24 protein-coding genes and 1 pseudogene are annotated in these 26,982 nt (G+C 39.5%); 19 read left to right on the top strand and 6 right to left on the bottom strand.

The genetic code is table 11. The annotated features are described in order from the left end of the window. Positions 1-51 precede the first annotated feature (51 nt). The 6 genes from ACPWSO_RS10290 (at position 52) to glmU (ending at position 6,620) form a co-directional block, all read left to right on the top strand. A complete protein-coding gene (locus tag ACPWSO_RS10290) occupies positions 52-2,184 on the top strand; it encodes a lectin-like domain-containing protein (protein ID WP_426083060.1) in 2,133 nt (710 codons plus the stop codon). Beyond that, positions 2,171-2,497, top strand: a complete 327-nt coding sequence (locus ACPWSO_RS10285) for a hypothetical protein (RefSeq protein ID WP_426083058.1) — start codon at positions 2,171-2,173, stop codon at positions 2,495-2,497. The genes ACPWSO_RS10290 and ACPWSO_RS10285 overlap by 14 nt, the downstream gene beginning before the upstream one ends. Then, positions 2,487-3,059 (top strand): WxL domain-containing protein, encoded by a 573-nt coding sequence (locus tag ACPWSO_RS10280; protein ID WP_426083056.1) that lies wholly within the window; start codon positions 2,487-2,489, stop codon positions 3,057-3,059. The genes ACPWSO_RS10285 and ACPWSO_RS10280 overlap by 11 nt, the downstream gene beginning before the upstream one ends. Before the next feature lie 32 nt (positions 3,060-3,091). After that, positions 3,092-3,673 (top strand): hypothetical protein, encoded by a 582-nt coding sequence (locus ACPWSO_RS10275; protein WP_426083054.1) that lies wholly within the window; start codon positions 3,092-3,094, stop codon positions 3,671-3,673. A gap of 327 nt (positions 3,674-4,000) precedes the next feature. Continuing rightward, positions 4,001-5,092 carry a DUF916 and DUF3324 domain-containing protein gene (locus ACPWSO_RS10270; protein ID WP_426083052.1) on the top strand — a complete coding sequence of 364 codons (1,092 nt, stop codon included), beginning with the start codon at positions 4,001-4,003 and terminating at the stop codon, positions 5,090-5,092. Positions 5,093-5,228: 136 nt separating this feature from the next. Continuing rightward, positions 5,229-6,620 (top strand): bifunctional UDP-N-acetylglucosamine diphosphorylase/glucosamine-1-phosphate N-acetyltransferase GlmU, encoded by a 1,392-nt coding sequence (glmU, locus tag ACPWSO_RS10265; protein ID WP_426083050.1) that lies wholly within the window; start codon positions 5,229-5,231, stop codon positions 6,618-6,620. Positions 6,621-6,906: 286 nt separating this feature from the next. Here glmU and ACPWSO_RS10260 read toward each other — a convergent pair whose 3' ends face one another. Then, complete coding sequence (locus tag ACPWSO_RS10260; protein ID WP_426083252.1) at positions 6,907-10,548, bottom strand: 5'-nucleotidase C-terminal domain-containing protein; 3,642 nt, start codon at positions 10,546-10,548, stop codon at positions 6,907-6,909. A gap of 218 nt (positions 10,549-10,766) precedes the next feature. On the opposite strand from ACPWSO_RS10260, the gene ACPWSO_RS10255 reads away from it, so the two are divergent. Beyond that, positions 10,767-12,353 carry an LPXTG cell wall anchor domain-containing protein gene (locus ACPWSO_RS10255; protein ID WP_426083048.1) on the top strand — a complete coding sequence of 529 codons (1,587 nt, stop codon included), beginning with the start codon at positions 10,767-10,769 and terminating at the stop codon, positions 12,351-12,353. Between the two features lie 124 nt (positions 12,354-12,477). Here ACPWSO_RS10255 and ACPWSO_RS10250 read toward each other — a convergent pair whose 3' ends face one another. Next, on the bottom strand, positions 12,478-12,666 hold the full coding sequence (locus ACPWSO_RS10250) for a hypothetical protein (protein WP_426083047.1): 189 nt from the start codon (positions 12,664-12,666) through the stop codon (positions 12,478-12,480). A gap of 387 nt (positions 12,667-13,053) precedes the next feature. Between ACPWSO_RS10250 and ACPWSO_RS10245 the strand changes: the two genes are divergently transcribed. Then, positions 13,054-14,025, top strand: a complete 972-nt coding sequence (locus ACPWSO_RS10245; protein ID WP_426083046.1) for a ribose-phosphate diphosphokinase — start codon at positions 13,054-13,056, stop codon at positions 14,023-14,025. 307 nt (positions 14,026-14,332) lie between these two features. On the opposite strand, the gene ACPWSO_RS10240 is transcribed toward ACPWSO_RS10245, so the two are convergent. Both ACPWSO_RS10240 and ACPWSO_RS10235 read right to left on the bottom strand, forming a co-directional pair. Beyond that, complete coding sequence (locus ACPWSO_RS10240; RefSeq protein WP_426083044.1) at positions 14,333-14,896, bottom strand: DUF1700 domain-containing protein; 564 nt, start codon at positions 14,894-14,896, stop codon at positions 14,333-14,335. Continuing rightward, positions 14,896-15,237 carry a PadR family transcriptional regulator gene (locus ACPWSO_RS10235; protein ID WP_426083042.1) on the bottom strand — a complete coding sequence of 114 codons (342 nt, stop codon included), beginning with the start codon at positions 15,235-15,237 and terminating at the stop codon, positions 14,896-14,898. The genes ACPWSO_RS10240 and ACPWSO_RS10235 overlap by 1 nt, the downstream gene beginning before the upstream one ends. Before the next feature lie 160 nt (positions 15,238-15,397). Between ACPWSO_RS10235 and ACPWSO_RS10230 the strand changes: the two genes are divergently transcribed. Next, complete coding sequence (locus ACPWSO_RS10230) at positions 15,398-15,961, top strand: hypothetical protein (RefSeq protein ID WP_426083040.1); 564 nt, start codon at positions 15,398-15,400, stop codon at positions 15,959-15,961. Positions 15,962-15,989: 28 nt separating this feature from the next. Beyond that, positions 15,990-16,424 (top strand): GNAT family N-acetyltransferase, encoded by a 435-nt coding sequence (locus ACPWSO_RS10225; protein ID WP_426083038.1) that lies wholly within the window; start codon positions 15,990-15,992, stop codon positions 16,422-16,424. Between the two features lie 168 nt (positions 16,425-16,592). On the opposite strand, the gene ACPWSO_RS10220 is transcribed toward ACPWSO_RS10225, so the two are convergent. Continuing rightward, a complete protein-coding gene (locus ACPWSO_RS10220; protein ID WP_426083036.1) occupies positions 16,593-17,192 on the bottom strand; it encodes a DUF805 domain-containing protein in 600 nt (199 codons plus the stop codon). 235 nt (positions 17,193-17,427) lie between these two features. Between ACPWSO_RS10220 and rsmG the strand changes: the two genes are divergently transcribed. The 8 genes from rsmG to guaB all read left to right on the top strand — a co-directional run bounded on the left by rsmG (position 17,428) and on the right by guaB (position 24,907). After that, complete coding sequence (rsmG, locus tag ACPWSO_RS10215; RefSeq protein ID WP_426083035.1) at positions 17,428-18,144, top strand: 16S rRNA (guanine(527)-N(7))-methyltransferase RsmG; 717 nt, start codon at positions 17,428-17,430, stop codon at positions 18,142-18,144. Positions 18,145-18,162: 18 nt separating this feature from the next. Beyond that, complete coding sequence (locus tag ACPWSO_RS10210) at positions 18,163-18,927, top strand: ParA family protein (RefSeq protein ID WP_426083034.1); 765 nt, start codon at positions 18,163-18,165, stop codon at positions 18,925-18,927. Continuing rightward, positions 18,920-19,813, top strand: coding sequence for a ParB/RepB/Spo0J family partition protein (locus ACPWSO_RS10205; protein WP_426083032.1), 894 nt, complete (start codon positions 18,920-18,922; stop codon positions 19,811-19,813). Before ACPWSO_RS10210 ends, ACPWSO_RS10205 begins: the two co-directional genes overlap by 8 nt. 195 nt (positions 19,814-20,008) lie before the next feature. Continuing rightward, positions 20,009-20,542, top strand: coding sequence for a hypothetical protein (locus tag ACPWSO_RS10200; protein ID WP_426083031.1), 534 nt, complete (start codon positions 20,009-20,011; stop codon positions 20,540-20,542). A gap of 160 nt (positions 20,543-20,702) precedes the next feature. Beyond that, positions 20,703-20,885 carry a DUF951 domain-containing protein gene (locus ACPWSO_RS10195; protein WP_426083250.1) on the top strand — a complete coding sequence of 61 codons (183 nt, stop codon included), beginning with the start codon at positions 20,703-20,705 and terminating at the stop codon, positions 20,883-20,885. 92 nt (positions 20,886-20,977) lie between these two features. Continuing rightward, on the top strand, positions 20,978-22,078 hold the full coding sequence (ychF, locus tag ACPWSO_RS10190) for a redox-regulated ATPase YchF (protein WP_426083029.1): 1,101 nt from the start codon (positions 20,978-20,980) through the stop codon (positions 22,076-22,078). Between the two features lie 366 nt (positions 22,079-22,444). Further along, entirely contained in the window at positions 22,445-23,128 is a 684-nt protein-coding gene (locus ACPWSO_RS10185; protein ID WP_426083027.1) for a DUF1129 domain-containing protein, read from the top strand. A 294-nt stretch (positions 23,129-23,422) separates the two neighbouring features. Then, on the top strand, positions 23,423-24,907 hold the full coding sequence (gene guaB / locus ACPWSO_RS10180) for an IMP dehydrogenase (protein WP_426083025.1): 1,485 nt from the start codon (positions 23,423-23,425) through the stop codon (positions 24,905-24,907). A gap of 128 nt (positions 24,908-25,035) precedes the next feature. On the opposite strand, the gene ACPWSO_RS10175 is transcribed toward guaB, so the two are convergent. Then, the gene (locus tag ACPWSO_RS10175; protein WP_426083023.1) at positions 25,036-26,508 is read right to left on the bottom strand and encodes a polysaccharide deacetylase family protein; all 1,473 of its coding nucleotides are present in this window, start codon (positions 26,506-26,508) and stop codon (positions 25,036-25,038) included. 260 nt (positions 26,509-26,768) lie between these two features. Here ACPWSO_RS10175 and ACPWSO_RS10170 point away from each other — a divergent pair. Beyond that, positions 26,769-26,982 (top strand): annotated as a pseudogene (locus ACPWSO_RS10170) (IS5/IS1182 family transposase); the annotation flags it as partial.

Genomic DNA, 26,982 nt, shown 5'->3' with positions numbered 1-26,982 from the left:
ACTGTTGAAAGTCAAGGTTTGGATAATTTTTGAAAGGAGGTAATTATCTTTTTGGTTATAAAAAAAGTTAAGCCAATATTATTTCTTTTTTTATTAAGCACACTATTTATCTTTCCGAATTCTGGTGAAGCAGCTGCTTTAAACGGTATTGCAGATATTAATCAAGTGAAGGATCGGCTGATTAAGCTGGACAATTACTTTTATCCAGTTGTAAATGGGCAAGGAGTAGTAAGTAATGTAACCAAGGCAGATGGGTATGACATTGTTAATGTGACAAAACGAAATTCTACCTATGGGAATGGTGCTATCTGGTCAGAGGACGAGTATCGGATGAATCTGAACTATGACTTCTCTACAAGTATGTGGCTTTATTTTGGTGTAGATCCTTCCAGCGGCAGTAAGCCGGAAGACAAAAAGGTTGGAGACGGAATGGCATTTGTTATGCATGCGGATAAAGAAGGAAAGAATGCCTATGCCAAATCTTCAAAAGGCGGCAATGTGTTTGGCGGTGGTGCTTCTCTGGGTGTCTGGGCACAAGCGAACAATACAACTAGTGCTAGAGGAGCCATTACGAACTCTTTAGCGATAGAATTTGATAATCACATTAATAAGGATGGGATGGATAAAGGAACCACGAATGGCAGTGATGATACTAAGCCATATGGTCATGTCGCCTGGAACTATCCAGGAATGGCTTCTTCTTACGGACGAAATGGTTTGTTAAATCGTACGTTGGTGCACAAAGATGCCCAGGCAGTCGACACATTCGGGGACGGCAAATGGCATCAGCTCTCTATCCGCTGGGACGCTTCTGAAAGTAAGCTGACCTACAGCTTTGATCAACTTGGAAGTAAAACGATTAGCTTGGACCCGCAGGCTGTCTTTGGAACCAAACTGGTATATTGGGGCTTTACCGGCTCTACAGGCAAAGCTAGTATGGATGCTCGAATAGTTTTCGAAGAATTTCCAAGACCTATTTTTACTTCGATTATTGAGTCTGTAAAAAATGAACAGGGGCAAAATGTGATTGATACACTGGTCACAGGAGGACAAAAGCTAAGGTATAGTATTGATTTGGAAGATATAAAAGGAACAGGTGAGTTAAAAAACATTACAATAGACAAACAACTTGATTCGAATAGTTTGTTTTCACAAGAAGAGGCAAATATTCAGATGTTAAAAAATGGACAAAATATAGACAATCAAGTAGAAATTTCTGAAGGTAACTTACGCTTTACAAGTAAGCAGCCACTCTCTCTTGTAAAAGGAGATAAGCTGCAGTTATCGTTTGATGTTGAAATGAAAGAGTCAGAAAGAACGCCCGAAAAGCCTCTGGAGAAAAAAATTGATGGTGGAAAAACAACCTTATCAGCAGTAAACAATGTAGGAGAGGCGTTGTCCTTTTCCACTCATCCTGGCTTTTTTCGTTTGAATAGCAATCTATCTCCTGAATTGGAGCAACTTGAAGTGCCTGATCAGCTTTCTATAGAGCAGGAGCTTGAGGTTAAGGCCTACTGGGAAGAATTAAATGTAGCTGATACAGGCACTGTGAGCTTTGTTTTGGATGACCTTAGCACGAGTATCCCAGAGGACATAAAAAGAGAAGAGATCTTTACTACGGATAATAACGGAATTTATCAAGGGCGTGGAATGATTCAAGTGAATTTTGGGCAACTGCCGGCGGGTGATTATCAGCTGACTGTGAAAGCTAAAGATAAAAATCAGCTTGCCTCGAATGAAATTATTAAAAAAGTAACGGTAATAGGTTCTCTTACTCTAGTTTCAGTGCCAAATCAAATTGATTTCGGAGAAATTGCGATTAACCAGATAGAAAATGGTCAAAAGAGCTATCCGCGGATAGCTGGGAATAAAATGTATGTAGAAGTATCTGATTTAAGAGCTGCGAATGCTTCGCCATGGGTTTTAGTAGCGACAGTTGAACAGCCGCTGCAGGTATCTGGAAAAAATCAATTATTATCAGGAAAACTATATTTTTCTGAAACAGGAACTGGAACATCTGGGGATAATCAGGTAGACGAGCAGCTGCTTCTTATTCGCCAGCAAGGTTCATTTAAGAAGACCTGGTCTGAAGACGAAGGTATTTTACTGCAGGTAAATGATACAGTAATCAAGGGAAATTATTCAGCAGTGATTAACTGGACACTGCAGGATGGCATTTCTTGAAGCGAAAGGCGGGGATGAAAAAATGAACAGACAATGGTTTTTGACAGTGTTTTTGATGCTGATGCTATTCCTGTTGAACCCTGTTTCAGCCGTAGCTTCAGAAAATAAAAGTAAAGTAGGAATCACAATCTATCAAGAGGGAACAAGTGATTCTGCTGAACAAAGCTCTGAAATCAAGACCGCTGAAAATCAAGGACAGCGTGTTTTTCCTAAAGCAAATGAAGTTATTCAAATGCAATACGTTTTGCTAGGGGCAGGCTTATTGCTGCTGGCAGGAGGCATAGAAAGGTGGAGAAATCAAGGTGAAGTTTAAGCATAAAATCAGCTGTCTTTTTTTACCGATAGTTTTCTCAGCAATTATACTGCCTATTTCCAGTGAAGCAAGTACTATTGAAAGAACAGAGATAACAGTAACAGGTGACAAAGTTTCTTTTGGAGATTTAAAAATTACGAATGTAAGCCATGTCAGTTTCGGAGAAAAAGCAATAAAAAAACAAGCGATGACCTTTTATTCTGATACTGATTTAGTTATAGAGATTGAAGATTTGAGACAAAGCACATCACCTTGGAAGCTAAATCTAAAGGTTTCTCCGTTTGTGAATGAAAAAAATGAAACCCTTAAAGGTGTTAGCTATCATGTGGGAAAAGGTTCTGTAACAGGAGCGACAGAAGGAATTACAGGAAAAGGATTCTCCTCAGAGGATTTTAAGGAGGAGCATCAAGAGTTTGATCAGGTCCTTTATAGTGATGGAACAAAAAAGGGTCAGTTTATTTATACAGTAAAGTCTAATGATATTTGGCTGTATTTACCGCCAAAGCAGCCGCAAGGAATTTTTCATGCAGAAAAAAGCTGGCTGCTGGTGGATAGCATATAGTAAAAACAAAAATTTAGGAGGAATCATACGATATGAAAGTAAGAAAATTGATAGGAGCAAGCGTACTTATTTTAGGAGCTGCGGGAATTGCTGCACCATCTGCATACGCAGTAAACAAAACGACAACAACGGTAGGTGTCGATGACGGCAGCAGTGGTGGAAATACACCTGTATTTAGCTTGGCAGCAGGTGGAGCAATGACGTTTAGTCAGCTGGATTTATCTCAGGAGGCAGTTAATGGATTATACGATTTAACAGCGACAAGTTCAGAAGCTGTGCAGGTGGATGACCGTCGAGGACTGGAAGATGGAGATGCGTCACTGCCTTGGCGGGTAACGGCTATAGCTTCCGCCTTGAAAGGAACAGCCGACATTGAATTGCCAGTCACAAACTTCCAATTAACCATGGGAACTCCAGCAACAGGATCAGGGAATAATGTGTCTGTCGAGCAGGATGTTGAAATTTTGAAAACAGCCAATATCGTCGGTCGAGCAGCAGTTGGTAGAGGAAAAACCACTTTCGCGCCCGCTGCAGCAAAAATCAAAGTCGCAGAAACAGCGGTTAAAGGAAGCTATAACGGTACAATCGAATATACATTGGTTAGCGGAATTTAATCAAAAAATAAATAAATGATGACAAAAGCCTCTGTCTCTGGGGAGTAGGAAAAATTTCTACAACTGCCTTTCTTATTTTCCAGAGGACTGCTTTTGCCTTTACAGTTCTTGCTGTACATATTTTTGACTTCATCAAGCTTCTAAGCAGTAGAATTGCTAAGAAGGGAGAAGTTTTGCTACGGTCTTTAAAGGAGTACGTATACCTTTATTAGTTGTAAGATTATCAAGAAATTAAAGAACAGTTTATTTATTTTTAGGAGATTAAAATATAGGAATGCCAATATTTTTCTCAGTTGTTAGTCCGATAAAATAAAAGCGAGGATGAAAATGAAGAAGCAAGCAACACTCATTACTATTGTATTTCTGCTGGTTGCATTAGTGCTTACAAGCTTAACAGCAGAAGCAGCTGAAAATGAAATTGATTATTCTATTAGTGCGGATCTTCCAGAAAATCAGCGGGCCGGCAACTCTACCTATTTTGATTTGTTGGTCTCTCCAGGACAGGAACAGGAGCTCACTGTCAATATATTCAATTCTTCCGATAAGGAACAGATATTTTTACTTGAAGCGAATACAGCGACAACCAATAATAATGGCATCATAGACTATACCCAACCTGATGCAAAGCAGGATTTAGATGAGACGCTATCCTTCTATTTTTCAGATTTAATTACACATGATAAGACAATAACGGTTCCTCCAAATTCAAATAAGAAGGCTTCTTTTAAGTTAAAGGTTCCAAAACAGCCATTTAAAGGAATGCTTCTCGGCGGCTTGCATATCAAACAAGAAGCGCCGGAGCTAGTGGAGGGACAAATTAATAATACATACTCCTATGTCTTAGGTGTAGTTTTAAGAGAGAACGAAGAACAGGTGAAACCTCAGCTGAAACTAAAGGAAATTACACCGGATTTAAAAAATTATCGTCCCCATGTTGCTGCAACACTTCAAAATACTCAGCCAATAAATATTCAAGATTTAGATATTAAAGCAGTAATTAGAGAAAAAGGCAGCAGTGAACCACTGCGTAAATCAGAAAAGCAGGGGATTTCAATGGCGCCCAATTCCAATTTTGATTATTCTATTTCATGGGAGGATCAGCCGTTGAATCCAGGAATGTATGAGCTTGAGCTGACTGCAGAAGATCAGGACAGTAATCGCTGGCATTTCAAAAAAGAATTTACTATCAGTGAAGAGAAAGCTGGAACACTGAATCAATCGGCGTTAGGATTGAATTCTTCTGAAAAGGACCAGAATCCGCTTTATTTTTGGCTAGCCTTATTTCTAATAGTGTCGGCTGCCTCCATTTATTTTTGGCGGAGACAGCGGGCAATCCGGCTTGAGCAGGAATTCTTAAAGCAGCAAAGGAAAAAGGTGAAAAAAACGCGGAAGAAAAAAAGTTCTGTGGAAAAGGTATAACCATGTTTTTCTTGAGCTGTTCCATAATTGGTCTACAAATCTTTTGAATTGGTTTGGTTGAAAAACGTTACTCAGTAAGCTAAACTAAGATGGAATAATAATTCGTTAGATTTAGATTGAATATAGGAATCGAGGAGTGGCGAGAGTGGAAAACAGTAGATATGTGATTATTTTGGCAGCGGGTAAAGGGACACGCATGAAGTCCAAATTGTATAAAGTTCTTCATCCGGTTGCAGGTAAACCGATGGTGGAACATATTGTTGATCAAGTAGAGCAGACAGGACCATCTGAAATTGTGACAATCGTTGGACATGGTGCAGAAGCAATTAAGCAGCATTTGGGCGATCGAACACAGTACGCGCTGCAGCAGGAACAATTGGGGACAGGTCATGCAGTTATGCAGGCAGACAATCTATTGGGCGGAAAAAAAGGAACGACGCTGGTTATTACAGGTGATACTCCGTTGCTGACGGCAGAAACACTGACGAATTTATTTGACTACCATCAAGGGAAAAATGCCAGTGCGACTATATTAACAGCTCAGGCTGAAGATCCTACTGGTTATGGACGAATTATTCGTGATCATTTAGGTATTGTGGAGAAAATTGTTGAGCAAAAAGATGCTTCAGAAGAGGAAGCCCGCGTGAAGGAAATTAATACAGGAACCTTCTGCTTCGATAATCAAGCCTTGTTTACAGCTCTTTCCAAACTAAATACGAATAATGCTCAAGGTGAGTATTATTTAACTGATATTATCGAAATTATGAAGGGTGAGGGAGCTACAATCGCTGCTTACCGTATGGATGATTTTGATGAAGCAATGGGAATCAATGACCGTGTAGCATTGGCGAAAGCCAATAAAATCATGTGTCATCGCCTGAACAAGATGCATATGATGAATGGTGTAACCTTTGTTGATCCGGAAAACACATATATTGATGAAGGTGTAGTTATCGGTTCGGATACAGTAATTGAAGCGGGTGTCTGTATCAAAGGTGCAACAAAAATCGGCACTGACTGCTACATCAGCTCAGGAACGGAAATTGTCGACAGTGTGATTAAAGATAATGTGAAAATCAATCATTCAGTTGTTGAGGAAAGTACGATTCATAGTTATGCAGATGTTGGACCGTTTGCACATATTCGTCCTAATGCAGAGATTGGCGAAAGAGTTCATATTGGTAATTTCGTAGAAATAAAAAATGCGACAATCGACGAAGATACGAAGGTTGGTCATCTTACGTATGTAGGCGATGCAAAGCTGGGTAAAGATATCAATGTGGGCTGCGGTGTGGTTTTTGTTAACTATGATGGTAAAGACAAACACCAAACCATTGTTGGTGATCAGGTATTCATCGGCTCAGGCTCTAACCTAATTGCACCTTTAACAATAGGGAATCAAACGGTTATTGCAGCAGGTTCTACAATCACAGAGGATGTTAAAGAGCATGATTTGGCGATTGGAAGAGCCCGCCAAATTAATAAAGAAGATTACGCTAAGAAATTTCCTTATTTTGAAGGAAAGTAGTTGAAATAAAAACTCCGGGACAGCTCTAATGTCTCGGAGTTTTTAGATTTTAAAATAGCTTGTATTGGCAAAAAGTCCGTAAAAAATCTGCCAATACTCTTTAAATTTTCAAACACAAAAAATGAATAGCCAAAAAGAACTTGGACCCAAAAAAGTTAGACCTGAAAGTCTAACTTTTTTGGGTAGGTACAAAATCCTGCTTTTGACTCCAAGCTCTATAATTTTTTCAGTACTTTGTTTTAGCAACGCAATTTGCCAGAAAATCAGTTTTTAATTAGTTGCTGCTTTAAGCTGATTTTCGTCTATTATAAAGATAAAAGCCTCCGGCTGCCCCAGTCATAAGCAGACCTATACTCATATAGGAAGCAATCTTTTCACCAGTTTTTGGATAAGTTTCTGAACCTGTATTCTTTCCGGTAGTTGAGTCTTTTGTTTTATCGTTGTCCGTATTGTTTTCTTTGTCGGAATTTTTATCAGGGTCTTTATTACCATTTTCATCAGTTTTTTTGTTGAAATCAGCTTCAGCAATAGAAACGATTCGTTTTCCTGGGAACTGTTCCTTGTATTGTGCTAAATCGATCGTTGTTTTAGCATCAAGCACGCGAAGTGCAGCTCCTTGCTTCAGGTAGTCAATTAGAACAGTATCAAGTGAAGGTCCCTCTTCTCTTTCTCCGCCAAGCATATCATAGCCATCACCGCCAGCGGCTAAAAAGTCATTCGTAGCCATATTATAAACTGTTTCATCTGAAATTGGCGCAAATTCACCAGTCTCTCGATTTTGTACATCAATCTGAAGTACTCGTTCACCTACAATAGCTTTTTCAGTATCATTTCCTTCGTCATTTGGTAGAAGTGTTCCTTTTTTCGTTGAGTCATAATAGACGCGAATTGTGCTGGATACATGTAGGAATCCGCCATTTGCTCCTAGTTTAGGCTGCTTATAGTCATCTAGGATAAGGTTTCCAGCTTCATCTTTTTGAGCAGCTGAACGCAACGACATTTCGAACATCTCTTTGACTTGGGCGCCAGTCACTTTAATCTGAGAAATACTATTACCAAAAGGCAGTACAGCAATTACATCGCCGAGTGTAACAGCTCCCGGTTCGATATTAGCCCGAATACCGCCGCCATTTGTCACAGCAAAATCAGTTGGTGTGCTGAATCCGTTTTGTCCATAGGCCAGCATCGCATCACCGATCATATTTCCAAGATTTGTTTCTCTGGTCCGCACATTATCGCGTTCACCATTAAAGAGGTACGGGTTGTTTTCGATGACAATCTCTGAACCCCATTCTTCAAACCGGCTTTTCGCTTCATCCACTAATTTTTTGACTTCTGCATTCTCATCAAGTTCAGCTAAACTTTCAGCTGAAAGCAAGTTCGCTGATTTACTATCAAGTTTTTGCAAATCAATTTTAGCCAGACCAACATTGTTCAGATAATTTCCAGTTTGTGTGTATAAAACATTTCCAAATTTCATGCCGCCTTTTACAGCTGTATGTGAATGACCGTCAAGTACGACCAGATTTAGCTTCGGATATGCTTTACTTAATTCTTCAGCTAGCGTATCTCCCCGCCATTCCTTTGGTGTCGTTTCATCAATACCTAAGTGTCCGGCAATAATGAAGGCATCGATTGATGTTTCTGACTGGCTTAAAGTGTCGATAACTTTTTTTGTCTCCGTAATCGGATCAGCGAAAGTTACGCCAACAACATTATTCGGGTGTGTCTTCGTAGCTGTTTCCGGTGTTGTCACACCAATAACCGCATAATTTTTTTCATCTTTTTCGATGATTGTATAAGGTTCGAACACCAGCTTTCCGTCTTTATATGTGTTATTGGAAAGCAGCGGGAAGTTTAATTTTTCTTTGTATTGAAGTGCAGTATCTAAACCAAAATCGAATTCATGATTTCCAACGGCCATAGCATCATAGCCAACAGTATTCATGATTTCAACCATGTCCATCCCCTGAGAAAAATTAGAGATGGGCAGTCCTTGGAATGCATCGCCCACATCAATCAACAGATCAGGAGTTTTCATGTCTTTTAGTGTTTTCAGTTTAGCCATTCCTAGCACATCTTTACCGTTTCCTTCCATGCGGCCATGCACATCATTTGTATGCATAATCGTCATAGTAGTTGGTTTGAAGCCAGCATCTAAAACGTCCTGCTTGGTAATAGGTTTAACATTAGGAGTCCTACCGTCCTCTGATGGTGTTGTTTTTAGAACCCCACTATTAACTAGTTCGATAGCTAAATCACGCCAGTTCTCATTGAAGCTGTAGCCGATGACTTCCCAGTTTCTTTCGATTTCTACTTCCGGATCAATTGTACCCTTATCTTTGATATATTGAGCAATAAAGCCTCTCAAAGTATCCGGGTCTGTAGATACAAGTGGCTCTTCTGTGACAATTCCCTGTGCCAGCAATCCTTCATAACGGTAGTTATTCATAGCAATTGTATAAGTTGCAGCTAAGTCAACTGGTTGATCATCAATTGTAGGATTGATAATCCGCTGCCCTTCTGGTTTGGAAATATCTATTTTATAATCAATACCAGAAAAAATATCATAATTATAAACACGAATTTCTTCATTGAAGCTGATAGTTAAATCATCAGGCTGAGGCGAGTTGTAATAGTTAGCTTGGTTCTCCATGTATTTCAATAGATTTTCACCAGTAATATTAACACTAACTAGGGTATTCGGATATTTATAAATATCAAAAATATTGGAATAGGAAACATTTCCTTTATCCAGTTTGCTGTCTGCTTTAAACAAGGCAGAAGCTGCCAGTTGAGCACCTGTAAACTTTCGCTGAACATTATTGATGAGAGAAATCATTGCAGTTGGCTGCAGCTGTGCCTCTGGAATGCCAGTTACCTCTTCTTTAGGAAGAAAATCTTCTGTGGCCGTTCCGATAGTTTCTGAAATGAATTGCCGTGTGGTATTATGGTAGTCTTCTGTGACTGCTTTTAGCTCCTCATCAGCTTCCACCAACTTAGTATTAACAATTTCAACTGTATCATTTTTGACCTGCCATTTTCCATTGCTTTTTTCGATATCAAGATCGATTCGAACCATCTCAATTCCAGTATCTTTAGGCGCTCCCACTGGAGAAGTTCCGCTCGGACTTTGGATTTGCTCCGAAAATGACCGATGATCATGACCTAAGATGAAGGCATCGATGCCTTCAACATTGTTGATTACCTGATCCGCACTAGCAGCAGGATCACTGTCTTCTCTTCCAGCGTGAATTGAAGCAACAATAATATCTGCTTTGCCTTCCAATTCAGCAACAGCTTTTTCAGCTTCTTCTTTTAGTGGATTGAAATATAGGTCTGCTACCTTGGCACCATCCCATTTAGGAATATGAGGCGTAGTCAGCCCGATAATCCCGACGGTTACATCAGTTTTTGAATCACCATCTAAATCAAGCTCTTTCAATGTGGTTCCGCCTACATAACGGCTGTTGCTCTCTTTTACATAAGTATTCGCTGAGAGAATCGGAAAATTGGCTTCCCCTTTGATTTTTTGAACTAACTCCAAACCGAAATTGAATTCATGATTGCCCAAAACCATCGCATCATATTGAATCTCATTCATTGCTCTAATCATGGGGTGAGGCTGACTAAGCAGCGGCTCTCTATTGTACAAATCATCTGTCATGATTGTTCCTTGAACGATATCCCCATTATCAATCAAGACTGTCCCATTCGGATTTTCCGCCCGAACATTTTTCACAACCGTACTTACCTGAGACAAACCAACTGGGGTTGCCTTGTCATCTTCGTAAGACCAGTTCCATAACTGTCCATGTACATCAGAAGTCCCCAAAATAGTTATTCGCTGGTTCTCCGCTGCTGTAGCATCGACACTTTCAGCAGTTACGCTTGAAGCGGTACTGCCACCAATGAATAAAGCGGACATAGTTAATAGTTGCAAGCTGTGTTTAAATAATGCATTCCCTGTCTTTTTCACAAAACTGACGCTCCTTTGCCTAGTTTGTTATTTTTACACTACAGGCTTATTCTAGCAAAAATATAACGTTTTCTGAATAGAATTTTGATCTTTTTCTTAAATTTAATTAAAAGAAGGACTCGAAACAAAAGAATTATATGCTAGAATAATTTTAGGGAGGGGATAGAATGAAAAAAATAAAGTATGGGCTAATTACTAGTCTCGCGGTTGTTAGTTGTTTTTGGGCGATGAGTAGTAATAAAATTGAAGGAAGAGAGAGTGATTCCTCACTGAAGGAGGAAGTGTCTTTTTATAATAAAGTGACTGATGAAGAGACCTTAGATATACTGCCAAGTGTTGTTGAAAAAGAACTCTTAGTAACTGTCGGAGCTACCGGACAATTACAATTACAGTCTATGGATTTAGGAAAAAATATTAATTTAGTCGAGCATTTACGTGTAGTTGTTGATAATTCGTCTCTTTTAACAGTTGACGAGCAAGGAAAATGGACAGCTCGTCAAGTTGGAGAAACGGAATTAACTATTCATTTTGAGTTTTCAGAAAAGGATATGGCAGAAATTCAAAAGAATTATCCGGATAAGAAAATTATTTTGAGCGACACTGCCCAGACAATTAAAGTAACTGTGTTGCCTGAAGAAGAGTTTATTGATATTACACCCGAATTTGATTTAGAGAAAATTGATACGATTATTAATACTAATGGGAAATTATCTGTGAAACCAATAGCTGGGATAACCAATATCTCTGGTACATTCAAGGCGATAGGACATGATGAATCAATTATTCAGATTGCTGATGATGGTACCTGGACTGCACTAGGAGTTGGACGTACAAGCTTTTCACTAAGTTTTACTTTATCTAAAGAAACGCTACAGAAAATTCAGGAAAAATATCCCGGGAAAAAATTAATTGAAAAAGCAATTGTAAGGACGATTGATGTACAAATTAATGCGTCAGATACGCTAGATGTTACACCGTCGTTTAATATCGCGGAAATTGATGCAAAAGTGAATGCTTCTGGCCAAATTCTTGTAGAATCAATTGCTGGAATAGATGAAGTTACAGGTACATTTGAAGCTTCAGGGTATGATGAAAAAATTATCAAAATAGGAACAGATGGAAAATGGGTGGCTCTTGCACCAGGAACTACCGAATTTGTGTTGAATTTTGAGTTATCTGAGGACACTATAAAGGCGATTAAAGAAAAACATCCAGATAAGGAGCTCGTAACCCGGGCAATTACCCAAGTCATCAAAGTTAATGTGACAGAAAATCAAGCTCGAATTATCGATATCTTTACAGGGTTTGATGTAACAGCGATTGAAGCAGTGGTTGGCGAGACAGGTAAGCTAAATGCAAATCCGATTGAAGGGATTGCCAATAATGATGGTACCTTTTATCTGGAAAAAAGTAATGAGTTTATCTCAGTAGATGAAAACGGAAACTGGAAGGCTTTAAAATCAGGAAAAGTTAATCTGCTGGTGGCACATATGCCTTCTGAAAAAACCTTAGCTGCTCTTGCGAATACGTTGCCCGAAGGAACAGAGCTGGCAATACCAGACATTCTTACGTATCATCAGATAACAGTTACAATTGTTGATCCTAAGCCAACCGATGACGGAACGAAACCTAGTGGAAAGGAGCTTCCAAAAACTGGCGAACAGAGTGAGGGTTTTAATGTTTATCTAGGTTTTTCAGTTGTGCTGTTAGCCTATGTTATTTATTGTAAGTATCGAATAACGGCAGAAAGATAAGTTACTTTATTTTCGACGGAAAATGCCAAAGAACATTTAGAGATAGCCTACAAATTAATTTATAGTTTAATCAAAAGAGAGTTAAGTTAGATTTTCCCTCTAACTTAGCTCTCTTTTAGCTGTTCTAAATCAAGCCAGCCTCTTCAAGAAGCTCAATAATCATGGTACCTTGAGCTTTTTCAAGACCTTTCTTTCCCCAAATTTTAACTAGCCAAGGTACTGGAATATCTTTGAGCTTCTTCCCATTACCTTCTGGTTTTTTGGGGCGGGCGAAAGCTTCATAATTCCCATTACTTCGATACCTACAGATCATCCTTTCCTATTTCTTTCTGTTTCCATTATCGTAACATGCTGCATATATATCAAACGATACCCTCTGCCTTTTAGACGGATTTTGAAGAATGTCTAAGGGTTTAAAAGCGGAAGAGTGTACAACAGAAATTGTCAGGCGTAAAATATAGAATAAGCAAGCGTTTTCACTCTTGGATTCAGCGTTTTTCATAACAGCGAAGCCAAACTGAACGGTGAGAAAATCGGTGGGAAGGTTTGTGAAAGTTTTATAGAAATAGGTAAAACGGTTTAAAGACGGAATATTCATGATAATTTACTATTACTATAGGAAAACTACTTGATTTATTTGCGAAAAGTGACTACTATTTAAAAGGAAACTATTGTTTAGTAATAGAAAGTGGAGGTCCAAATGTCAAAACATTATTTTGATCCAAGATTGAAAATTTTTGCTCTTAATTCAAATCGTCCGTTGGCGGAGAAAATTGCGAAAGCAGTAGGTGTGGAATTAGGAAAGTCATCTGTCAGTCAGTTCAGTGACGGAGAAATTCAAATCAATATTGAAGAGAGTATCCGTGGATCTCACGTGTACCTGATTCAATCAACAAGCAGCCCGGTTAATGATAACCTGATGGAGCTACTTATTATGGTAGATGCACTGAAACGCGCAAGTGCTAAAACAATTAATGTAGTGATGCCTTATTATGGGTATGCCCGTCAAGACCGTAAAGCACGTGCTCGGGAGCCGATTACTGCGAAGCTGGTTGCAAACATGCTCGAAAAAGCAGGGGTCACAAGAATGTTGACATTAGATTTACATGCAGTACAGATTCAGGGATTCTTTGATATCCCAGTGGATCATTTGATGGGTGCGCCATTGATTGCTGATTACTTTATGGAAAAAGGAATCAAAGGGGATGATGTAGTAGTAGTTTCCCCAGACCACGGTGGGGTAACTCGGGCCCGTAAATTGGCAGAGTACTTGAAATCGCCAATCGCCATCATAGACAAACGCCGTCCTAAAGCCAATGTAGCTGAAGTGATGAATATTATCGGTCAAGTAGAAGGAAAAATCTGTGTTTTGATTGATGATATGATTGATACAGCGGGGACAATTTCCCTAGCAGCTAATGCGTTGCAGGAAGCCGGAGCGAAGGAAGTGTATGCATCGTGTACACACCCTGTTTTGTCTGGACCAGCGTTAGAGCGTATTGAAGAATCTGCAATTAAACGATTAGTAGTAACAGACTCCATCTATTTGTCAGAGGACCGCAAAATCGATAAAATTGATGAAGTCAGTGTAGGGGAACTGATTGGGGATGCAATTAAACGTATCCATGAAAATAAACCTGTCAGCCCATTATTTGAAACCAAAAACCGTTAAAAATAAATAGGATGGGACAGAAGTGTTTAATTACTGCGATTACTCGTCGCAGTTAAATGCTGGTATGTGCTACTGCGCCCACCGTTTATACGGATTCCATGTGAGTGGGATATGACTCAACGAGTTGTGTCTCACTCACTTTTTATAAATAATCAAGTCAGACCTACAGAAGGTAACCATCAATCATTGTCCGAATATTAGTTTCATTCTATATGCTTAATGTTACGATAAAGGTCCTACGTCAAGCTCTGTTAAGCAAATTAAAAAGCGCATTGAAATCCATGGATTTCAATGCGTTTTTTTAGCGTTAGCTCAGATTTTTAATTTTGCGGTGTGCTGCTGAAACAGAAAAGAGATAGTCTTTTAGCCATTGCCACATTTTTTTGCTGCTAATATACAGCAGCACGCTTACGATAAGGCAGATTGGCAAAGCGATAAAGTCTGGCGCCTGCCAGAAGCCGAAATTTAAAACAGCGATTGGCAGCGAGTAGCCGAAAAATTGTGCGACTATTTTGATGACTACAGCTAATGGCAAAACGAAGGAGCAAAGATAAAAAACAGCTGAGGTAATCGCAATACAAGGGATGATAAACATGCCGGAAAATCCAGTAATAAAATAGAATTTTACCAGCTTCATCAGGTTATTCAAATTAAAGGAGCCATTTTTTAATACAGATTCATTGATATATGAGCTGGCTAGCTCTTTAGGGTTTCCTAAGGTCTCTAGGATAGCATCAATATCAGTACCATTGTTAGCAGATTCAAAAATATGACTTTCCACTTCTTCTAGTATATCCACTCTCTCTTGATCCTGCAGCCGACCGAGATATCGGTTTAGCTGCTGAAGATAATGGGTCGCTTTTTCATTCATTAAAATTCCTCCTTATAGTTCTGAATATCGTTGACTGATTTTGTTAGGGTTTTCCATAAAACGGTCATTTCGGTTAAATAACGAATCCCCAAATCAGTAATATGGTAATATTTTCTTTTTGGTAAATCATTATTTTCCTGCCAATAGCTTTCTAAATAGCCTTCTTTTGTAAGTCGTCGCAGTAAAGGATACATCGTATTCTCATTAGCAGAAACGATACTCCAGCTCCCGAGAACTTCAATTAGTTCGTAGCCGTAAAAATCTTTTTTTGAAAGCAGCGAAAGTATACAAAGCTCTAAAGTTCCTCTTTTGACCTGAGATTTCCAATCATCTATATTCATAATGCACCTCACACAGTACAGTGTATAACACAGTATGATTTTTTTCAAGAGACTTTTGATTTTTTTTATAAGAAGACCGTAGTTTTATTGCAGAAGCTTCTACCTAGTAACCGCTGATATGGTATATAATAAGAAATAAATGGAGGGGGAATTAAGTAACATGGAACGTCCGGATGAACGAAGAGCATTAGAGATTTTACAAGCAGTTTTTCCTGAAAAATATGAGCAGGCGCTTGTTCTGGATAAGCCTGACATTCAAAATCCTTCTCAAAGCATTGGCGTGGAGGTAACACAGTCGTTAAAGGAAGGCGTCCTTCATGCATTAGGTAAGAGCTATTCTGCAGATGAAAGCGAACAGGATCTGCTAATTAGATTAAAAGCAGAATATGGCACAGATGTTCTGCGAATGAAGCTGCAGCTTCCAGATGGATCAAAAAAAATGGTAGGCATTTCCTTAGCAAATTGGGGTAGCCTATTCAATTTAACCGAAGCCTACGACAATAAATTGAAAAAGCTTCAGAATGGCAACTACACCTTATACACGGAAAACAATCTATTCATTTTCGTTTTTTGGGAGGATGAATCCTATATTGTTAGCTTACTGAAGCATTTATCATCCGTACAGGAGAAGCTACGTTATGATATTGTCTATGTGTACAGTATTCCCTATTTATATGAGATAGACTGTAATCAGCGCAGGATAGAGAAGTTTAATGTGGAATAATAAATAACTTATAGATGGAGGAAGGAAAATGGCGTATAAAATAAAACAGCTTGAAGCATTAACAACAACGGAATTGCTGGAGATTATGGCTGCCCGAATCGCAGTATTCGTAGTGGAGCAGCAGTGCCCATATCAGGAAGTCGACGAGCTGGATGCTGAGGCATGGCATATTTGGTTGGAACAGGCGGGAGAAATAGCTGGTTATGCTCGAATCATTGAAACTGCCGAAGGGATTCAAATCGGCAGAGTGCTGACACCGAAAAAATATCGAGGCCAGGGATACGGTGAAAAGCTGATGACCGAGGCCCTAAAGGAAGTTCAACAATTATTTCCGCAGAAATCAGTTTCTCTTGGGGCACAGGAATACGCTATTGGGTTTTACCAAAACTTTGGTTTTGAGGTTTGCTCAGAGGTTTATTTGGAAGACGATATCCCCCATGTTGATATGACGCTGAAAAGCTAATAGCAGCTGATATCAGTCCATACACGATTCATTGATAATAAACAATAAAATATACCTGAAGAAAAATGGCTGCGCCGTCTTCCTTCAGGTATATTTGTTTCAATGGATAAGCTCTAAAAAAACTAGAGCTTTATAGAATAGGGATTAACCGATAACTAATTGTTTCTGTTAATAATCCAGCCATTCATCTTCTTTGGGCTCTTCGTTCTTTGTTCGGAAGAAGAACAGCATTACACTATTTTGACTCGTTACGACCAGAGAATCAGTCGGCAGCAGTGTTAATACAAAGAAGAAGATTGAAATTGCTGAAGAAATCAATGCCAAGAAAGCAGAATAATTACCAACACCAAGAAGACCAATCACGACTGAAGTGATGTATAGCGTAAGAGTACCCCTTCCGCGTAATCCAGCATCTCTATATCTTCTGACTGCAATTGCAAGTGAAGGTAAAAATAGTGCTAAGCTTATGATGAACAATAAAATGAAAAGTCCTAAATAGTCTGTTAGAAAACGAGCAACTAGTCGTCCGGCCTCATCTTCATACATGTAGCCATTATAATCATACATATCTGCTATTTCGAATATTAGTGAAAAAACCTTTCCGATAATCGCAAAACCTGCCAATAACCCTCCAATAGATAAGATAAGTGTCACCCACCAATAACCTGCGCGAGTTGTGCGTCCTTTAAAGTCCACATAGCCCACAAAGAAATCCTTGATTGCCTGGAAAAAAGAAACCTGTCCAGGCTTTTGATTGATTTTAGCCATAATTTTTTTAACTCCCTTTTTATAATATATTTCATTCTATCATTATTTTCATGTAACTTACAAGGTATTTTTCTATTCATCCCAGTCTACCCTCCTTTGTTTTTAATCCATTATCAGAGCAAATTAAGAATGGGGATAAAAGTCGTCAAAACCATTGCATGAAACAGTTATTTACGTTAAAGTAAAGAAAGAAAATTGTGAAACATTTTTGTGTTTCACGCTAGGAAGGAAAAATATGACACCAGAAGAATTTAAACAGTTGTTAGAAGAAAAAGGAATTGTATTATCAGATAAACAGATGGCTCAATTCGCCAGTTACCATCAGCTATTGACCGAATGGAACGGCAAGATGAATCTGACGGCAATTACAGAAGAAAAAGAAGTGTATTTGAAGCATTTTTACGACTCTGTCTCGCTGGCTTTTTTCGAAGACTTTTCGTCTGGCAGAAAAATTTGCGATGTTGGTTCTGGTGCGGGTTTTCCAAGTATTCCTTTGAAAATCGTCTTTCCGGATTTAGACGTTACAATTGTCGATTCATTGAATAAACGGATTAAATTTCTGACGCATCTAACAAAGGAGCTTGAACTGGATGGCGTGTCTCTATACCATGACCGTGCAGAGACCTTTGGCAGACTAAATGGAATTAGAGGGTCGTTTGACTTCGTAACAGCTCGTGCTGTCGCTCGCTTAAATGTTCTAGCTGAGCTTTGTCTGCCCTTAGTCAAAAAAGACGGGTATTTTCTAGCATTAAAGGCATCAAAAAGCGATGAGGAAGTACAGGAAGCGAAGAAAGCCATTGCTCTTTTAGGCGGTCGAATCGAAGCAGAACGTTCTTTTGAATTGCCTGTTACTCAGGATGAACGTCATATTGTCGTTATTCAGAAGAAAAAGGAAACGCCGAATAAATATCCTAGAAAACCAGGATTACCAAATAAACAGCCAATCAAATAAGATGGAGGAACAGAATACATGGTACGAATTATTTCTGTAGCGAACCAAAAAGGAGGAGTAGGGAAAACAACTACTACGGTCAATCTGGGTGCTTGTCTTGCTTACTACGGAAAAAGGGTTTTGTTAGTTGATATTGATGCACAGGGAAATGCAACTAGTGGTTTAGGTGTTAGAAAACCAGATGTTGCTCATGATATTTATGACGTGTTGGTAAACGATGAGCCGTTGAACAACGTGATCTTGAAGACAACCAGAGAAAATTTGGATATTGTTCCTGCGACCATTCAGCTGGCTGGTGCAGAGATAGAATTGACTTCAATGATGGCTAGAGAATCCAGACTGAAGACGGCATTAGAGGAAATTAAAGCAGACTATGATTACATTTTAATTGATTGTCCACCGTCATTGGGGCACTTAACGATTAATGCATTTACATCCAGCGATGCTATTTTGATTCCTGTTCAATGTGAATATTACGCACTGGAAGGCTTGAGTCAGCTGTTGAATACCATTCGTTTGGTTCAGAAGCATTTTAATCCGGAACTGAAGATTGAAGGCGTCCTATTAACCATGTATGATGCCCGGACAAATCTGGGAGCAGAAGTTGTCGAAGAAGTACGTAAATATTTCCGTGAAAAAGTATATGACACGATTATTCCCAGAAATGTTCGTTTATCAGAAGCGCCGAGTCACGGTTTATCAATTATTGACTATGATGCGAAGTCGCGGGGAGCAGAAGTTTACTTATCTTTAGCAAAGGAAGTGTTGAATAATAATGAGTAAAGGAAAAGGCCTGGGCCGAGGAATTGATGCATTGTTTCAAGATTTTGCCAGCTTAGAAGAAGTGGATGTAAAGAAAGAAGAAGTTGTTGAAATTTCCCTAAATGATCTGCGGCCGAATCCTTATCAGCCGAGAAAGACATTTGATGAAAGCTCGCTAAGCGAGCTCGCTGATTCGATTAAACAATCGGGTGTGTTTCAGCCAATCATCGTTCGTAAATCAACAGTCAAGGGCTACGAGATTATTGCAGGCGAGCGCCGCTTTAGAGCCTCTAAGTTAGCGGAAAAAGAAACCATTCCAGCAATTGTCCGTGAATTTGACGAAGAAGCGATGATGCAGATTGCAGTTCTGGAAAATCTGCAGCGGGAAGATTTAAATCCGCTGGAAGAAGCAGAAGCGTATGACATGCTGATGAAAAACCTGAAACTAACGCAAGTAGAAGTAGCTGAGCGTTTAGGTAAAAGCCGGCCGTACATTGCTAACTATCTGAGACTTTTGACATTGCCGGGGCTTGTAAAAGAATTGGTACAGCAGGAAACATTGTCTATGGGACAGGCCCGCACGCTACTCGGTCTGAAAGATAAGAAGCAAATTCTAGCATTGGCAAACCGTGCTGTAAAAGAAGGCTTAACTGTACGTCAGCTGGAGCAGATGGTTAACGACCTAAATGAAAATGAAGGAAAAAAATCTGCAAAGCAAGCGAAAAAAGCGGTTAAGGAAAAGCCATACTATATTCGGGAAAGTGAAGACCGTTTAATGGATAAATTTGGCACAACAGTTGTCATTCAGGAAAAGGAAGGAAAAGGAAAGATTGAAATTGAGTATCTTTCCCAGTCTGATTTAGCTAGAATATTGGATATATTAAGCATCCAGTTTGATGAAGAATAAAATTATGCTGAAAATAAGGCTCTGTGCGAAGTGAAGCGCTCCTAACCCAAAGCTTAGACTAAAATCTAACTTTTGGGTGGATGCTTCAGAGTGATTCGTGTCGGGGCTTATTTTTTTAAAATCAAAATAGTAAAATGTATTTTACGTAATTTGTATTTTACGTTATAATGGATACAAAAGAAAAGGAGCGAGATTATGAAGCTGGAAACGCAGTTGATTGAACAGCTGCTGACATCAACAGTCAGCAGTTACAAAATATCTTTAGCTACGGGACTTTCCCGGCAAATGATTGGTAAGCTTAGAAATGGTCAGGCAGATTTTCGTAAGGGCTCATTAGAGAATGCACTAGCATTGTATGCTTATGCACAGACACTGCAGCAGGAAGGTGTATTACAGTACGAGGCGCAGAGAATCGAAGTTAGTGACCGGACCACTTTGTTGAATGCACTTAGGAAACAAACAGATGAAATTTTAGTTACCGGGGAATTGGCCGTTGAAATTATTACATTGAAAAAGAGCCAGTTGAGTGATACAGAAAGATTAGGGGGTGATCTAGGCAGTGGTGGTTCATCTTCTGTTCTGGAGCCTCTGTTTAACCGCTTGTTTGACCTGTTCGAAAAAGGAGACGAAGTGGATAAGGAAATCAGCCGTAGAATTATTCGTCTCTACTATATTAAAAAGATTAGTCAGGAAACCGTTCTTTTACGCTTGAAACAATTGGACTATTAGCAGCCGCCAGCTTAAAATTTTATCAAAAATAAGAAAATAGATTTTGCCACTTAGAAGAAAAAATGGTATTGTAAGCATGTCTGCTTTTTTTATTTTTAAAAGAAATGAACAATTCTGTATGCTTATTAAGAATCAAACTGTTGGAAAGGGGCATTATGAGATGTATGATTTAGGTGATATTGTAGAGATGAAAAAACCTCATGCCTGTCAGACGAACCGTTGGGAGATTATTCGAATGGGTGCAGATATCAAAATCAAGTGTATGAACTGCCAGCATATTGTCATGATGAGCAGGCGGGATTTTGAAAAGAAAATGAAAAAAGTGCTGGAAAAGAAAGCATAGGTAGTATAATAAAAGTAATTGCTGCAGCTGTTTGTATCAATTACCGAGAATTAAAGTACAGTAAAGAATAGATATAAAGGATGAGTGAGAAAATGGCATTAACAGCTGGTATCGTAGGTTTGCCCAATGTAGGGAAATCTACTCTTTTTAACGCAATTACAAAGGCGGGAGCAGAAGCGGCAAACTATCCGTTTGCAACAATCGATCCTAACGTTGGAATGGTAGAAGTTCCTGATGATCGTCTGCAGCGCCTGACTGAGTTAGTCAAACCAAAGAAAACTGTTCCTACAACATTCGAGTTTACCGATATCGCCGGAATCGTAAAAGGTGCCAGTAAAGGTGAAGGCCTGGGAAATCAGTTTTTAAGTCACATTCGTCAAGTTGATGCAATTTGTCACGTTGTCCGCTGTTTTGATGATGAGAACATCACTCACGTAGAAGGCCGCGTAGACCCGTTAGCCGACATTGATACAATCAATCTTGAACTAGTGCTGGCTGATTTGGATTCTGTCAGTAAACGTCATGCCCGTATCGCGAAAATCGCTAAAACAAAAGACAAAGCTGCAGTTGCAGAGTTGGCTGTTCTAGATAAAATTAAACCAGTCTTAGAAGAAGGACTATCTGCCAGAACAATCGATTTTGATGAAGAAGAGCTAAAAATCGTACGCAGTCTATTTCTATTGACGACTAAGCCCATTTTGTATGTAGCAAATGTTGCAGAAGATGAAGTGGCCGACTCTGAAGGCAACAAGTATGTCCAGCAGGTTCGTAATTTTGCAGCGAATGAAAATGCAGAGGTAATTGTCGTTTGTGCCCGTGCAGAAGAAGAGATAGCCGAGTTGGACGATGAAGATAAAGCCGAGTTTTTAGAAGCCTTGGGAATAGAAGTTTCTGGTTTGGATCAGCTGATTCGGGCAGCATACGACTTATTAGGCTTGGCTACCTATTTTACTGCTGGAGAGCAGGAAGTGCGTGCGTGGACATTCCGTAAAGGAATCAAAGCTCCACAGGCCGCAGGAATTATCCATACAGACTTTGAACGAGGCTTTATTCGGGCAGAAACTGTTTCTTATGAGGATTTAAGCAAGTATGGAAATATGCAGGCCGCTAAAGAAGCTGGTCGTGTCCGTTTAGAAGGAAAAGAATATGTTGTTCAAGATGGGGATGTCATGCTTTTCCGTTTCAATGTCTAATTTTATCTATATAATTTCCATAAAAGGTTTGGGATAAGAGGTCAATTCCTTTGTTGGCTCAAACTAGCTTTTATTGAGGCAATGAGTTCTGGTGGTTCAAAAGAAATAGCCTAGTTTCTTCAGAGATTTCTTATGGAAATAGTGTTTACCGCTCGACTAGATATACCTATACGAGTTGAACTGGCAGCTTTTCGTTGTTAAAAAATTTTACAGGATTTATATAGTTGTAAGAAAACGGTTTTTCTTTATCGAATTTATGATAAAATATCACATAGACATAAATCCTAACGAGTAAGTAAGACTAGTTGATAGGGTTTATATGGGTAAAGTTTGTTTTGCGTTAGCTGATTAGGGGGATACAGTAAAATGGAACCAGAAAAACTGCAGGCAATTGTCGCTGAGAATCGAGAGTTAGAGCAAAAATTAACAAAGAGAAATGAACAGTATATCTTTGATTTGAAAAAATCCTTAAATGCGGCGAATCTTTCAGAACAGGAACAAACTTTGGCTTTGCATGAAATTCTGCCGGTGATGGTAGAGGAACAGAAAAGCGGGAAGACTGCGCGTCAGCTTTTCGGCACTGTATCTGAACGAACAGAGTCTATCTTAAGTAAACCAGCGAAAAAAAGTGAGGCTACACCGCTTTTGATGTGGCTGGATAACGCAATGCTTCTGATGGGAGCATTGGCAATTATGATGTCGCTGACCAGTATGTTTTTCAAAAAGAATACACAGCAGCTCGGACTGATTACATTGATCGCCGGAGCAACAATCGGGGGCTATGTTCTTTATCTAATGTACAAATATGTTTATCAGTATGACCGGCCGGGTGCAGATAAATCACAGCGTCCAGGCTTCCTGAAGTCAGGTGCGATTATGGTAGGAGCGATGTTCCTATGGATTTTGGCCTTCGCAGGTTCAGCTTTGCTGCCGCGGGCAATCAACCCTGTGTTGGACCCTACTGTAATGATTATCATCGGTGCCTTGGTGTTAGTAGCAAGACATTTCTTGAAAAAGAGATACAATATGCAGAGCAGTCTTGCACGCTGATGTAAATAAAGCTAAAACTAATGTTTTACTAAATAGCTTAAAAAGCGGGAAGCATTTGATACGCGATTGTTCGTGTCAGATGCTTCTTGCTTTATTTTTCATTTTAGAAATAATAAACTTATTTTGTAGGATACAAGGCATCTGTTTCTTTCAAACAGATAATAGGAAAATGAGAAATAACTAATGTTATGAAAAATTTGCTGAAATATTTCATAAACGAGGAAATCGGGTTGACTTCTCTTCCGGAATCTGTTATTTTCATAAATAAAATTAAATAGAGGAGTGGTCTAGGCAATGTCTAACTGGGAAACGAAATTTGCGAAAAAAGGACTTACATTTGATGATGTTTTACTGATTCCGGCGGAAAGTCATGTACTACCAAATGAAGTGGATATGAGTGTGCAGCTGGCAAAAAATATCAAGTTGAATATTCCTTTAATCAGTGCAAGCATGGATACAGTGACAGATAGTAAGATGGCGATTGCAATGGCGCGTCAGGGTGGATTAGGTGTCATTCATAAAAACATGAGCGTTGCACAGCAGGCGGATGAGGTTCGTAAGGTTAAGCGTTCTGAAAGCGGCGTTATTCTGGATCCGTTTTTCTTAACTCCATCAAGCCCGGTTGCTGAAGCAGAAGCATTGATGAGCAAATATCGGATCAGCGGCGTACCGATTGTTGAAACGATGGAAAACCGTAAGCTGGTCGGAATCATTACAAACCGTGATATGCGTTTTGTGACAGATTACGAAATCAAGATTGAAGAGGTCATGACTAAAGATAATTTAGTAACAGCCCCAGTTGGTACTTCTCTAAAAGATGCAGAAAAGATTTTGCAGCAGCATAAAATTGAAAAACTGCCGATTGTTGATGAAGCAGGCCGGTTAAGTGGATTAATCACTATTAAAGATATCGAAAAAGTTATTGAGTTTCCAAATGCGGCAAAAGATGAACATGGCCGTTTGCTTGTGGCTGCAGCAGTGGGTGTAACAAGCGACACCTTTGAACGTGCAGCAGCATTGCTTGAAGCTGGAGCGGATGCGATTGTCATCGATACGGCGCATGGACATAGTGCTGGGGTTATCCGTAAAATTAAAGAAATCCGCGATACATTTCCGGAAGCAACGTTGATTGCTGGAAATATCGCTACCGGCGAAGGCGCCAGAGCATTATATGATGTAGGTGTTGATGTCGTGAAGGTAGGAATTGGGCCTGGCTCAATTTGTACGACTCGTGTAGTGGCCGGTGTTGGTGTGCCTCAGTTGACTGCTATATATGATGCGGCTTCTGTAGCACGTGAATACGGTAAAGCTATTATTGCTGATGGAGGAATCAAATATTCTGGAGATATCGTGAAAGCATTGGCTGCGGGCGGACATGCAGCAATGTTAGGAAGCATGCTTGCCGGGACAGATGAATCTCCTGGAGAATTTGAAATCTATCAAGGCCGCAGATTCAAAACATACCGCGGCATGGGTTCTCTCGGGGCTATGGAAAAAGGCTCAAGCGACCGCTATTTTCAAGGCGGTGTAAATGAAGCCAACAAGTTAGTGCCGGAAGGAATCGAAGGCCGTGTAGCATACAAAGGCAGTGTAGCAGACATCATTTTCCAAATGATCGGCGGATTAAAATCCGGTATGGGCTACGTAGGTGCAGGTAATCTGAAACAGCTTCGTGATGAAGCGCAATTTATTCAAATGAGCGGCAGCGGATTAAAAGAATCTCACCCTCATGATGTGCAAATTACAAAAGAAGCACCAAACTACTCTGTAGAACAATAAAGTAAGAGAAAAAGGCAGAGCTAAAAAGGTTTTGCTTTAAGAAACAAACCGGACGATTTTGAAAATGCATGGAGCCATTTTCAAAATCGTCCGGTTTGTTTGCTAAGATGTGGCTTTTGAACCGTTGTTTATTGAGTAACGGCTTCATCTTTATTGCCAAAATACATATGAACAGGAAGTCTTTTCGGCGGCAACAGTCTGCTGACAGGAATGATTTCATAGCCCTCTGCCCGCAGCTCATCAATGACCTCAGGAACAGCATCCACAGTTTCTTCATAGATATCGTGCATAAGAATAATTGAACGGTCGAAGCTGGTTTCCTTTATTCGCTTCACGATTTTATCTTGATTTTTACTTTTCCAATCCTCTGAATCGACCGACCATTGAACGATTGGCCGATTGATAATTTCGGCAGCCTGTTTATTTACAGCGCCATAGGGCGGACGGAAACTTCGGGGAAGCTTCCCTGTTGCTTCGTAAATTGCTTCATCTGCAGCATAAATTTCAGCACGAATAGCATCAGGAGTTAATCCTGTCAATTTAGGATGAGAATAGGAATGGCTGGCAACCTCATGGCCTTCTAAACTCATTCTGTGAACTAAATCCGGCTGCTTTGCAGCATTTTGTCCCAGTAAGAAGAAGGAAGCTACTACTTGTTTTTCTTTTAGAATATCCAGTAACCGAGGTGTAGTTATCGGATTTGGCCCATCATCAAAGGTCAAAGCGATATATTTTTTATTCGGCTCCAAAGGTTTAATAGCTTGGGCGTGAATAATGTTGGGATCGACAAAATCTGAATCAACAAACGGCAGGATTTCGACTAATGGAATTGTCAGTTCACTCACATCTAAACTATTTTCAGGCAGAGAAATAGTAATTTCCTGAGGAGAATAAGCAATAAGCTGTTGTTCTATTGAGACCTGTGGAAAGCTCAGAATTTGATCAATCATTTCCGAACTATCTGAGACAGTTTCAAGTAGTTTTTGCTTGATAACCAGCTGAACAGCAGATAAATCATCTGGATTTTGAAAAAGCTCAGACAAAGTTGGTGTATTTAATGTCAGCCTATTTTTGTAGACCGCTGTCCCGGAAAGAACAGAACTGCTTGTCCATATGTCTCCCTTCCTCTGATAGGTAGTCACTGTTGGAGTGGCAACAAGAATTTTTCCAAAAGAGCTGCTTGTAGTTAGATAGCCAACCAGCTTTGTATCTACCGAATTATCTATTTGTTCAGCAGCTTCTGATAATAAAGCAGAGAGTGCTTGTTGAGAATCAGATGAATCAAAAACTTCAGGAAGATACATTAACTGTTGAATATGACTAGTTAGTTTTTTTCTGCTATTTTCGACATTTCCAAGCTGCTTCTGTTCTGCGGCAATCTTTTCCATTAACAATTGCTCTGGTGTTTGGGCAGGTTGGGCCTGTTTTGATGGAGCATTAGTAGTTTGTTTTTTTATCTGTGATAGATAATATCCCATACAGGCAGCACAGACAGTCGTTGCCAGAAGAAACAAAGCAGGAAGCTTTTTTCTCAAACTTCCCTTTTCGTCAAGCTTTCTCCGCTGCTTTCTAGTTGCTCGTCGATGATTGGTTGGTTCCATTCGGCTCGTCCTTTACAAATTATGATAGTTTAACTTTAACACAGGTGGTTTTCAGCATCAAAGTGAGAAGCTGGGTACTTAGAAATTATTGAAAAAAGAATGAGAGAGCTATCATTCATAGAGTGCTTAAAAGAGTGAGTGGGACAATAGTCAGAAGAAAATCTGATTATTGTCCTACTTTTTTGATTTTAGGGTACACAAAAAGCACGCAACCGTGTAAGATTAAAGTGACCAAACCCAATCAAAAGGAGCGTGCTTTTATGTTTAAAGATTATACCATTAATCAAACGATTTTACCATTAGAGTTGGAACAGTTTATTCCTGAAACGGATGTCGCTTTTGCGGTTAATGCCTTAGTCGAAGCCATGCCGCAAACACTCTTTAATAAATTAGAAGAACAATTAGGCCGACCGGCCTACCACCCGAAGATGCTATTAAAAATTATTCTGTATGCGTATACTCAGCGTGTCTTTT

It is taken from the genome of Enterococcus sp. LJL51 (assembly GCF_049894025.1).
In the GTDB taxonomy this organism is placed as follows: domain Bacteria; phylum Bacillota; class Bacilli; order Lactobacillales; family Enterococcaceae; genus Enterococcus_L.
This window is presented reverse-complemented; position numbering and strand designations above follow the sequence as displayed.

Excerpts from the sequence above, each read along its gene's own strand:
- ACPWSO_RS10285 (WP_426083058.1), top strand. The coding sequence starts at position 2,171 with ATGGCATTTCTTGAAGCGAAAGGCGGGGATGAAAAAATGAACAGACAA.
- ACPWSO_RS10275 (WP_426083054.1), top strand. The coding sequence starts at position 3,092 with ATGAAAGTAAGAAAATTGATAGGAGCAAGCGTACTTATTTTAGGAGCT.
- ACPWSO_RS10270 (WP_426083052.1), top strand. The coding sequence starts at position 4,001 with ATGAAGAAGCAAGCAACACTCATTACTATTGTATTTCTGCTGGTTGCA.
- ACPWSO_RS10260 (WP_426083252.1), bottom strand. The coding sequence starts at position 10,548 with ATGTCCGCTTTATTCATTGGTGGCAGTACCGCTTCAAGCGTAACTGCT.
- ACPWSO_RS10255 (WP_426083048.1), top strand. The coding sequence starts at position 10,767 with ATGAAAAAAATAAAGTATGGGCTAATTACTAGTCTCGCGGTTGTTAGT.
- ACPWSO_RS10250 (WP_426083047.1), bottom strand. The coding sequence starts at position 12,666 with ATGATCTGTAGGTATCGAAGTAATGGGAATTATGAAGCTTTCGCCCGC.
- ACPWSO_RS10245 (WP_426083046.1), top strand. The coding sequence starts at position 13,054 with ATGTCAAAACATTATTTTGATCCAAGATTGAAAATTTTTGCTCTTAAT.
- ACPWSO_RS10240 (WP_426083044.1), bottom strand. The coding sequence starts at position 14,896 with ATGAATGAAAAAGCGACCCATTATCTTCAGCAGCTAAACCGATATCTC.
- ACPWSO_RS10235 (WP_426083042.1), bottom strand. The coding sequence starts at position 15,237 with ATGAATATAGATGATTGGAAATCTCAGGTCAAAAGAGGAACTTTAGAG.
- ACPWSO_RS10230 (WP_426083040.1), top strand. The coding sequence starts at position 15,398 with ATGGAACGTCCGGATGAACGAAGAGCATTAGAGATTTTACAAGCAGTT.
- ACPWSO_RS10225 (WP_426083038.1), top strand. The coding sequence starts at position 15,990 with ATGGCGTATAAAATAAAACAGCTTGAAGCATTAACAACAACGGAATTG.
- ACPWSO_RS10220 (WP_426083036.1), bottom strand. The coding sequence starts at position 17,192 with ATGGCTAAAATCAATCAAAAGCCTGGACAGGTTTCTTTTTTCCAGGCA.
- rsmG (WP_426083035.1), top strand. The coding sequence starts at position 17,428 with ATGACACCAGAAGAATTTAAACAGTTGTTAGAAGAAAAAGGAATTGTA.
- ACPWSO_RS10210 (WP_426083034.1), top strand. The coding sequence starts at position 18,163 with ATGGTACGAATTATTTCTGTAGCGAACCAAAAAGGAGGAGTAGGGAAA.
- ACPWSO_RS10205 (WP_426083032.1), top strand. The coding sequence starts at position 18,920 with ATGAGTAAAGGAAAAGGCCTGGGCCGAGGAATTGATGCATTGTTTCAA.
- ACPWSO_RS10200 (WP_426083031.1), top strand. The coding sequence starts at position 20,009 with ATGAAGCTGGAAACGCAGTTGATTGAACAGCTGCTGACATCAACAGTC.
- ACPWSO_RS10195 (WP_426083250.1), top strand. The coding sequence starts at position 20,703 with ATGTATGATTTAGGTGATATTGTAGAGATGAAAAAACCTCATGCCTGT.
- ychF (WP_426083029.1), top strand. The coding sequence starts at position 20,978 with ATGGCATTAACAGCTGGTATCGTAGGTTTGCCCAATGTAGGGAAATCT.
- ACPWSO_RS10185 (WP_426083027.1), top strand. The coding sequence starts at position 22,445 with ATGGAACCAGAAAAACTGCAGGCAATTGTCGCTGAGAATCGAGAGTTA.
- guaB (WP_426083025.1), top strand. The coding sequence starts at position 23,423 with ATGTCTAACTGGGAAACGAAATTTGCGAAAAAAGGACTTACATTTGAT.
- ACPWSO_RS10175 (WP_426083023.1), bottom strand. The coding sequence starts at position 26,508 with ATGGAACCAACCAATCATCGACGAGCAACTAGAAAGCAGCGGAGAAAG.